The organism is Haladaptatus sp. AB643 (genome assembly GCF_024136975.1).
Taxonomy (GTDB): domain Archaea; phylum Halobacteriota; class Halobacteria; order Halobacteriales; family Haladaptataceae; genus Haladaptatus.
The window spans coordinates 154,929-164,510 of the sequence record NZ_JAMYJW010000012.1 but is presented as its reverse complement, the minus strand read 5'-3'; the positions used below and the strand labels follow the sequence as shown (position 1 = coordinate 164,510).

7 protein-coding genes and 1 pseudogene are annotated in these 9,582 nt (G+C 62.6%); 6 read left to right on the top strand and 2 right to left on the bottom strand.

Annotated elements, in window-relative coordinates:
* Positions 1-65: 65 nt before the first annotated feature.
* On the bottom strand, positions 66-1,736 hold the full coding sequence (locus NKF25_RS20280; protein ID WP_253228451.1) for a gamma-glutamyltransferase family protein: 1,671 nt from the start codon (positions 1,734-1,736) through the stop codon (positions 66-68).
* 199 nt (positions 1,737-1,935) lie between these two features.
* Here NKF25_RS20280 and NKF25_RS20275 point away from each other — a divergent pair, with 199 nt between their 5' ends.
* The 3 genes from NKF25_RS20275 (at position 1,936) to NKF25_RS20265 (ending at position 4,384) form a co-directional block, all read left to right on the top strand.
* Positions 1,936-2,199, top strand: a complete 264-nt coding sequence (locus NKF25_RS20275; RefSeq protein ID WP_253228450.1) for a hypothetical protein — start codon at positions 1,936-1,938, stop codon at positions 2,197-2,199.
* 164 nt (positions 2,200-2,363) lie between these two features.
* A complete protein-coding gene (locus NKF25_RS20270) occupies positions 2,364-3,077 on the top strand; it encodes a helix-turn-helix domain-containing protein (protein WP_253228449.1) in 714 nt (237 codons plus the stop codon).
* Positions 3,078-3,283: 206 nt separating this feature from the next.
* Positions 3,284-4,384 (top strand): PQQ-binding-like beta-propeller repeat protein, encoded by a 1,101-nt coding sequence (locus tag NKF25_RS20265; protein ID WP_253228448.1) that lies wholly within the window; start codon positions 3,284-3,286, stop codon positions 4,382-4,384.
* 27 nt (positions 4,385-4,411) lie between these two features.
* Here NKF25_RS20265 and NKF25_RS20260 read toward each other — a convergent pair whose 3' ends face one another.
* Positions 4,412-5,899 (bottom strand): hypothetical protein, encoded by a 1,488-nt coding sequence (locus NKF25_RS20260; protein WP_253228447.1) that lies wholly within the window; start codon positions 5,897-5,899, stop codon positions 4,412-4,414.
* 117 nt (positions 5,900-6,016) lie between these two features.
* Here NKF25_RS20260 and NKF25_RS20255 point away from each other — a divergent pair, with 117 nt between their 5' ends.
* The 3 genes and pseudogenes from NKF25_RS20255 to NKF25_RS20240 all read left to right on the top strand — a co-directional run bounded on the left by NKF25_RS20255 (position 6,017) and on the right by NKF25_RS20240 (position 9,471).
* Positions 6,017-6,556: a plastocyanin/azurin family copper-binding protein gene (locus NKF25_RS20255; RefSeq protein ID WP_253228446.1), complete on the top strand. Its 540-nt coding sequence runs from the start codon at positions 6,017-6,019 to the stop codon at positions 6,554-6,556.
* Between the two features lie 154 nt (positions 6,557-6,710).
* Positions 6,711-8,431 (top strand): annotated as a pseudogene (locus NKF25_RS20250) (thiamine pyrophosphate-binding protein).
* A 74-nt stretch (positions 8,432-8,505) separates the two neighbouring features.
* A complete protein-coding gene (locus NKF25_RS20240; RefSeq protein WP_253228443.1) occupies positions 8,506-9,471 on the top strand; it encodes an NAD(P)-dependent oxidoreductase in 966 nt (321 codons plus the stop codon).
* The last annotated feature ends 111 nt before the right edge of the window (positions 9,472-9,582 follow it).

Sequence of the window (9,582 nt, the reverse complement as noted above, 5' to 3'; positions counted from 1 at the left end):
GGAAGAGGAAGAGGAAGAGGAAGAGGAAGAGGAAGAGGAAGAGGAAGAGGAAGAGGAAGAGTAACTCAGTATCCGGCGGCGTTGCCGTCCTTTCGCGGTTCGGTCGCGCCGGAGAGGACGCCGTTTTCGTTTCTCACGATCTGTGCGCCGCCGAAGAGCACCGGTGCGAGGACGCGCACGTCGTGGCCTTTTCGGGTGAGTTTCGTGCTGAGGTTGCCGTCCATCCGACCCTCGACGGCGAGCGTTCCGTCCTCACGATACCGCCAGCGTGGAAGGTCGAGCGCGGCCTGAAGGGGCAAACCGTGGTCCACGATATTCGAGATGACTTGGACGTGACCTTGCGGTTGCATGTAGCCGCCCATCACGCCGAAGGCGGCCCAGTCGTCCTCCCCGAACTTCGCCAGCGCGGGAATCAGGGTGTGGAACGGGCGTTTCCCCGGTTCGAGGCTGTTCGGGTGATCCGGGTCGAGCGAGAACGACGCGCCGCGGTTCTGGAGCGCGATACCCGTATCCCCGGCGACCAGTCCGGACCCGAACCCGGCAAAGCGGGAGTTGATGAACGAAACGACGTTCCCCTCGCCGTCCGCGACACAGAGCAGGACGGTATCCGCGTCCTCGGCGTTCGCGTCGGGGACGCCGAAGGAGACGTCGTGGTTCGCCGTCTCGCCGACGTGGTTCGCGCGCTTTTTCGCCCACGAATCGGATTCGAGGGGTGGGATTTCCTCGTATTCGGGGTCGGTGATGTAGCGGTGGCCGTCGTGGAACGCGAGTTTCATCGCCTCCGCGAAGTAGTGAACCCGTTCGGGGGAATCGATGGGGTGCTCGCCCGCCCCGACCTGTTCGGCGATGTTGAGCGCTTCGAGCGCGATGAGACCCTGATTGTTCGGCGGCAGTTCGTAAATCTCCGTTCCGTTGTAGGTCGTCGAGACGGGGTCCGGGAACTCGGGTTCGAAGTCGGCGAGGTCCTCGACGGTGAGGAACCCACCCTGTGACTGGACCTCTTCGACGATTTTCTCGCCGATTTCGCCCTCGTACAACACGTCCGCACCCTCCTCGGCGATTCGGCGGAGACTCTCGCCGAGACGCGGGAGCGCCATCGTCTCGCCTGCTTTCGGTGCCGTCCCGTCGTTCAGATACGCCTCGCGCGCGTGATCAGTTTTGAAGAGGGTTTCTGCGCCCACCCAGTGCGAGGCGATGACTTCCGAGACGGGATAGCCGCCGATGGCGTAGTCGATGGCGGGTTGGAGCGCGTCGCCGAGCGACAGGTTGCCGAACCGCTGGACCGTCGTTTCCCACCCGCGGGCGGTTCCGGGGACGGTGACGGCGTGCGGTCCGAGAAACGGCATTTCGAGGTCGTCCGTGTCTTCCGAGCCATCGACGGCGTAGCCACGGTTTTCGGGATACCAGTCCGAAGGGTCGTCGTGGTTCCGCAGGGACGAGCGAACGTTCTCGATGGTCGCCTCGGCGGGCGCGCCGCCGCAACTCCGCATCGCGCCGACTTCCCCGTCGGCGGTGCGATAGAGCGCGAACACGTCCCCACCGAGACCGGTGCTCGTCGGCTCCACCACGTTGAGCGCGGCGGCGGTTGCGACGGCAGCGTCGAACGCGTTTCCCCCCTGCTGTAGAATCGAGACGCCTGCCTGCGAGGCGAGCGGTTGGCTGGTAGCGACGACGCCGTTCGGTGCATAAACGGTCGAACGTCGCGAAGTAAACCGGTCCAAATCGGGTTTCGTCATACCATGCCATACTCAGAAGTGGTCCTAAAGTACACGCCAAATAGGTCCGGTGTGAGGTACAGCCAAGTATGAGAATATATCACAATGTTCGTGTTCCGTCCGCAGTTAAATCATCCGTATTCAAAAATTTTCTGATACTTCCGGCAGGAGTTCTCACCTTACCAAGACTTATCCTTCCGATACCCCTCAGTAAAAGACGATGGGATTGTTCAAGAACATGGGCCGAAAGTTCGAGGAGTTCAAAAAGACCTCCGAGGAGGTCGCGTCCGAGGGAGCGGAGTACGAATGCTCCGAGTGCGGGGAACTCCTCTACACGAACCACGACGAGTGCCCGGAATGCGGCGGAACCGTGGGAGTGCGGGAGGAAAAAGCGGCCGCCACCGCCGAAGAGAAAGCGAAGTCGGCCGGCGACGTGGATTCAGCAGGGACGGAACCCGAATCGGCGGACACAACCGAGGAATAACGACGCGACTTCTCGATGGAGGTACCCGGTATTTCGTGGTCGACGGACGGAACCGATCGAACGAAAACCCAGGGACGAAGACGTTAGAAACATCGAAATTTGATTCGGAAGGCTGACAGAATCGGATACAAAGTTTCAACTCGGTTGGTTTCCTCGATTTAAATATGCGAGAAGTGACGCTCCAGATACGTCACCACGGCGAACCTGAGAGCGACATCAGTGCCGACTACCCGGCGATAACGATCCGCTCCGTCTCGTCGATGACGGGAAGTGCCGCCGAGCGAAAGCGAATCATCGAGATAACCGGACCGGAAGCCTCGATAGCGGGATTTCTGGAGGAATTCGAGGCCGCCGATCCCGTGATCGATGTGGATACGTTGACGCCGCTGGACGTCCCACGAGTTCTCGTCGCAGTCACCATCGACAGCTACCAGTGGGACAGCATCGCACAGCGGTTGACCGACCTGGGCGTCCACTATCGAACCGGAGCAGTCATATCGGCCGGTTGGGAACGCTGGACGCTGTATCTGGCGGAGGACGACGACCTAAACGAGATCGTCGAATCGATCGAACGTCCCGGAAACGAAACCGACCTCGTCCGGAACGTCGAACTCGGAGTGGTCGCCGAACAGGAACAGTTGGAATTCTCGCGCGTCATCAACGAACTCACCCAGCGACAGCGCGAGGTGTTGGGGACCGCCATCGAACTCGGTTACTACCGGCCGAAAAAGGAGACCAGCATCGAGGACATCGCCGATGCCGTGGGTATCGCCTCCACGACGGCGTGGGAACACCTCGCCCGCGCGGAGACGAAAGTGATGGAGGAGGTCGGAAAGCACGTCAATTCGAACGCGTTCGACGCCAACGATTCGAAGTAACGCGTCCGGAGGGGCCGAGAATCTGTTCCTTCGCGGTCTAGTATGCGAGTCGAATGTGTCGGCGATACCGGCAGCGTTTAGTTACCGATTATCCGAGATGAGGTCGAATGCGAGCGCGGACCGCAATCGTCGTCGTCCTGGTGTTTTGTGCGCTTGCTAGTGCCTCTTTCTATAGTTTAACGAACAAACCGTCCGGGTCCCTCTCGGTGGATTGGACTTCGGACACGCCGCGACCGAACCAGTTGAACCATCATCCGATCGTCGCGGATCGGATCGACGGTGAATCGTATATCCTCGCACCGGTGAGCGCAGTCGCGGGGGAGAACGCGCGGTGTAAGGTGACGATGTTGGATTCGAACGGCACCACGCGGTGGCAGTACGAGATCAACGAATCGGCGTGTGCGGTCCACGGCATCGGCGATACGCTCATCGCGGATGCGACCGGCGACCACCGTCCGAACGCCGTCGCCCCGACGACCGAAAAGCGTCTGTACGTCTTTGACGCCAAAAACGGGAGCGTCGAATGGACACAGAACCTCACGTCGTTCGGCTACGCCGGTCCCGTCGTGCTCACGAAGCCACGCCGTCTCGTCGTTCAACCCGCGTTCGATGGCGTCGTCTTCGCCGATTCCGCGGACGGGACGCTCCAGTGGAAGTACGACTTGAACGACACCGTCTACGCGGAAACGCACGTCGTTCACGTTCCCGGTTCACCGAATCCGGATATCGCCGTCGGCTCTACCGCGAAAGTCAGCGTCCTTCGACCGAACGGGACGCTCGAATGGCAGCGTTCCGCACTGGCGACGTGGCTCGCGAAGGGTCGGGTCGGCCAGCGGGACATACTCGTTGCGTCAGGTGGGAACGAAGTGACTGCCTTTGCCGCGGACGGAACGAAGCTCTGGCAACGCACGGGAATCGACCGTCCAGCGATCGATCAGGTCACCGACGGGGACGGCGACGGAACGCCGGAGGTCTACGTCGGAAGCGGCGGGGACACGGTCGCCGCGTTGAACGCACGGACCGGCAAAACCGAGTGGAAGACGACGCTTTCGACCGACGCGAAGTTGCTCCCCGCCCCGGTTACGGGGGACGTTAACGGCGACGGCGACCCCGAAGTCGTCGCGGTGACGAACCACGGGACGGTGCAAGTCCTCGATGCAAGTTCCGGGGAGGTGCTCGCCTCCCACGAGCGGAAGGTAAAGGTCTGGGTGCACCCGACGGTGTGCGATATCGATGGGGACGGCGCGGACGAAATCCTCGTGATGTACGGCGACGGTCGAGTCGTCGAACTCTCGTATCACGACTGAACCGTTTTCACGATTCGGAAGACGGGCTCACGAGACGACCGGCTGAGAGATTATCCAGAGCGAGAGCACCGTATAGCCGACCATCAGCGCGACCAGCGGGAGGTGACCGCGTCGTGCCGCCGCATTGGTTTCGAACCGTTCGACCGCGACGTAATGAGCGGCGACGACGGCGATGACGTGGCCGAGGACGATGAGGACGACCTGCGAACCCCAGAACACCGGAACCGGGAGCCAAGCGAGCGGGTTCGCGGTCTGTGCGCTCGGGGAGAGGGGATGAACGGCGACGGTGGCGAGTTGGGCGAGGTTTCGAAACACGTAGGGGTAGTTGTGGGCGACTTCGTACGCCGCCGCGATGGGGAGGACCGTCGGTGCGAAGTGCCGCGCCGAACCGTGCCAATCGGAGTCACGCGTCCGTTCGTCGGAACCGACGACGTAGCCGCCGTCGGTGTTCACCTCGGAACCCTCCGATGGTCGCTGGTCGGTACTGCCACCGCCGAGACGTTCGACGAGGTGACTGCAGAGGCCGAACGAGACGACGAAAACCGAGAGGCCAATCGCGTACAGCAGGATGCTGATCGCCGGTCCGGTCCCCAAGGAGTTCTGCACACCGACGAGGAGGTCTTGGTACGTCCGGGTGTTGGTGAACCCGTCGAAACTCACGGTGTACACCGCGGTGATGGCGAACAGAACGAGGGACGTATTCCGAACAGGGGTGAGGGTTCCCTGCCACGGCGGTCGGAGGGCGACGTCGGTACCGCCGTCGTCGCGTCGAGTGATGGTTATGGATGCCACCCGGCCGAACAGTCGGTAGAGAACGCCGAGGGGGTCAGCACGTCGGAACCACTCCGTCCCGTAGAGGAGGCTCCCGGCGACCATGACGAGCGTATACACCGCGAGGACGGCCGTCGTCAACAGCGGGCCCTTCTTCGGGATATACGTGAGGTTCTCCAGTATCCCGATCACGACGATGTAGCTCGCCAGCGCTGGCCAACTGCCGAGGCGCTCGGGGTAGGACCCGAGGACCGCTAACTCCTCCCCTTCGAGCCACACGAACACACGGTACAGCGCTCGCCACGGGGATAGGACGGGCCACAGCGTGCCGACGAGGATGGAGAGAAGGGCGACGCCGTGGAACCAGACCGGCCATGTGAAAACGGTCGCGAAGTTCTGGTACTGGTTTTGTCGGCCGACGATTCCGATCGAGAGTGCGGCCGCGAATCCGGCGAAGAAGACGAGTCGAGCGCCCAGTCGAAACGGCATCGAAATCGAGGACGGAAGGCGAAGAACGCACATTCGTCGGGTCGCCGCCGAAGGGGTTCGCTCGGTGAGCGCGAGCCATCCGGCCGTAAGCGCGACGGTCGCACCGGCACCGAGAAACAGCAGCGGGAGTGGAAGCGGGGAGGCGAATTTACTGGAGGGAATCGAGTGGGCACTCGCGAGTCCGAGGCCGAATCGGAGCGCGAACACGCCAATCGTCACCAGTGAAATCCCGCTTCCGATCCGACGACGATTCATCGTGTATCGCTCGTGTTCGGACGAGAAAAACAACACCGATTCTCGTTCGATCCCTCGGGTACCGATTCGACGCGCGTACCAGAACCGCCTTGCGATGTGACTCGGTACTCCCGACAAATGAATCGGCGCAGATTTCTCAAAGCGACGGAGGCAATCGCGACGGGAAGCGTCGCCATCCTCGCCGGTTGTGCCAACGACACGGGCGGAGGAGCGGATTCGACGCGGACGAAGTCCCCGACCGAGACCAACACCGTGCAGATGGTTAGCGGGAGCACGAGCTACTACTTCGACCCCATCGGGTTGTTCGTCGAGAAGGGGGAGACGGTCACGTGGAAGAGCAAAGTCGGTGCCCACACCTCGACCGCCTACGTCGACGGGACCGGTCCCGCGACGGTGACCCGCATTCCGAACGACGCGAGCGGATGGAACAGCGGCATGATCTCCGGGGGAGGACAGCAGTTCAAGCACACGTTCGACGTTCCGGGGACGTACGACTACTTCTGTATCCCACACAAGAGCCTCGGAATGGTCGGACGCATCGTCGTCGGTAGTCCGGGAGGACCGGCCGAAGGGAGTATGCCGCCCGACGGGAAGGTACCAACGAGTCAGCGAATCGTAAATAGCGGCGCGATTTCGTACGAAGAGTTCACGGGATGAGACGGATAGCTCTCGAATCCGACTCGGCCTATTTTCCGGGATAACTCGGCGCACCGAACTGTAGCCGTGCCACCGTTCCACCGATGCGGAACGTAAAGGAACGACCGTGATAATCGACAGAACGAAGGGACGGGAGCGGGTTGCTTCGACTACCATGACAGGCGCTGACGACAGCGGGGGAGAGACGACGAGCGAGGCGTTGGTTTCCGTCCTCGAATCGCTGGGCGTGGAGTACGTGTTCGGCTATCCGGGCGGGCGCGTCATCGAACTGCTCGACGACCTCCCGGAATCGAGCGTGGACGTGGTTCGACCGCGCGACGAACGTGAGGGGAGCGTGATGGCCGAGATGTACGGCAGGATTCACGGGAAGCCCGCAGTGCTGGCCGGGCAAGGGCCGTGGATCGGCAGCCTCGGCGTCATCGGGCAGATGGAAGCACGACTCGCGTCCTCGCCGATGGTCGTCCTGACGGAGGCGAGCGAGCGCGGCGACTACTCGACGCTCGCCCCGTATCAGCAGTCCCGCGGCGACTACGGCGGCCTCTCGCTGCCGAAGATTCTGGACGGTGTGACGAAGGAACACTGGTTCCCGCGCACGCCGACCGAAACCCTGCGAAGCGTCCAACTGGCGTTCAAACACGCGACTGCGGGACGGTCGGGACCGACCGCCGTCATCCTCGACGGAAACGCGATCACACAGGACGTTCCGGAGAACCCCGTTCCTCCCGTCTGGGACAGCGACGAACAGGTTCGAAACTGGGAGTCGAAGCCGACGGACGAAGACGTGTCCGCGGCGGTCGAGGCGCTCGAATCGGCGGAGCGCCCGGTCATCGTCGCCGGGAACGGCGTTCACTCCGCGGGGGCCTACGACGAACTCCAGGGCGTTGCGGAGAACTACGACGCGGTCGTAACGACCTCGTATCTGGGCAAGTCGGTGATTCCGGAGACCCACGACCTCGCGGCGGGCGTCATCGGGTCGTTCGGCCACGAAGGCGCGAATCAGGTCGTCAGCGAGGCCGACGCCCTGCTCGTCGTCGGGTGTCGAATGAACCCGATGGACACGAACTGGCAGGCACCGTCGTCATCCGGCCGGACGAACAGACCATCATCCACGCCGACATCGACACGCGAAACGCCGGGTGGGTGTACCCCGCCGACGTGGGCCTCATCGGCGACGCGAAGGAGAGCCTCCGGGCGCTTTCCGATGCCGGGAGCGCCGAAAACGATTGGGCACGCGAACGGGCGGAAACGGCCCGGGAGTCGTTTTTCACCGAGAAGTGCGAGAGCGACGCCTCTCCCATCAAACCCCAGCGCGCGGTGAAGGAAATAGAGGCGATGGTGGACGAGGACACCATCGTGACGGCCGACTCGGGCAACAACCGATTCTGGCTGCTGAACTACCTCCAGACGCCCGCCGTCCGGACGTACTTCGGGTCGGGCGGCGTCGGCGGGATGGGGTGGTCCGCCCCGGCCGCCGTCAGCGCCGCCATCACCACGGACAAGGACGTCATCGGTGTCGCGGGCGACGGCGGCTTTACGATGACGATGACCAGCGTCGAAATCGCCGTCGAGAACGGCGTCGCGCCGACGTTCGTCGTGCTGAACGACACCAGCCTCGGCATGGTTCGCCAGATGCAGAAAGAAGACGGCGACATCGCGGGCGTCGAGTTCCACGACACCGACTTCGTGAAAGTGGCCGAAGGCTTCGGCGCAGAGGGAACGCGAGTCACGACGCCGGACGAACTGGCCGACGCACTTCGGGAAGGAAAGGAGAGCGACCTGCCGTTCGTCATCGACGCGCGAATCGACCGCGAGGAGGACATGGCCGACCAGTTGGCGTCGTCGTTCTACGCCGAAACCGGCGGACTGCACGAGTGACAACGACCGAGTCGAAACACATCACGAAAAAACAGGAAGGAAACCTTTTCCTCCCATCCAGCGAGTAAAAAAACATGGCGCAAAGCGAGACGGTGCTCGTCACTGGCGGAACAGGTTTCATCGGGTCGTACACCGCGAAAGAACTCCTCGAACAGGGACACGACGTGGTCGCCTACGACCTTTCGACCGACCCGCGCATTCTGGAGAAACTCGGCATCGCCGACGATGTGGAAATCCGACGCGGCGACATCACCGACTCGACGGACGTGATTCGCGCGGTGAAGGAGTCGGGTGCGACCCGCATCGTTCACCTCGCGGGACTGCTGACGACGACGGCCCGCGAAAACCCGCGGGCCGGAATCGAAGTGAACGTGCTGGGGACGAACAACGTCATGGAGGCCGCTCGAACGCTCTCCGACCAAGTCGAGCGCGTGGCGTGGGCGTCCTCGGCGGCGGTGTTCGCGCCACCGACGAACTACGACACCGAGTGGGTGACCGAGGACGACCTCGTCTACCCCGACACGCTGTACGGCGCGGCCAAGGAGTTCAACGAACACCAAGCGAAAGTCTATTTCGAGGACCACGACGTCTCGCACGTCGCGCTCCGCCCGACCGTCGCGTACGGCCCGTACCGCGAAACCGGTGGCTCCGCGTTCCTCGCGAACATCATCGAAAAGCCCGCACTCGGCGAACCGTTCTCGGTGGAGTACGGCGATCAGGTCATCGACTGGCAACACGTCGAGGACATCGCGCAGGCGTTCCGCCGCGCGGCGTTCACGCCCGACGAGGACCTGAGCCAGCGCGTCTACAACGTCCGCGGCACCGTGGCGACGATTCGGGAAGCCGCCGAGACGGTCGAAGAAATCATGCCCGACGCCGACCTCGACGTTTCCGACGAGGGAGAACTCCCGTGGACCCAGATGCTCGACATGACCGCGATTCAGGAGGACATGGGCTACGAACCGCGCTACGACCTGGATAGCGGCTTCCGCTCGTACATCAATGTCCTCCGCCAGGAGAACGGGCTGGAAACGGTCTGAGGACTCTCTGTTTTCGCCGCGGTCGTTGACGTTTTTGGAGAAGTTTCGCATCGAGAGTGACCATCCCGAGCCAACGGCGAAATCATTCGAGCATCGATTTAGATAGCTATT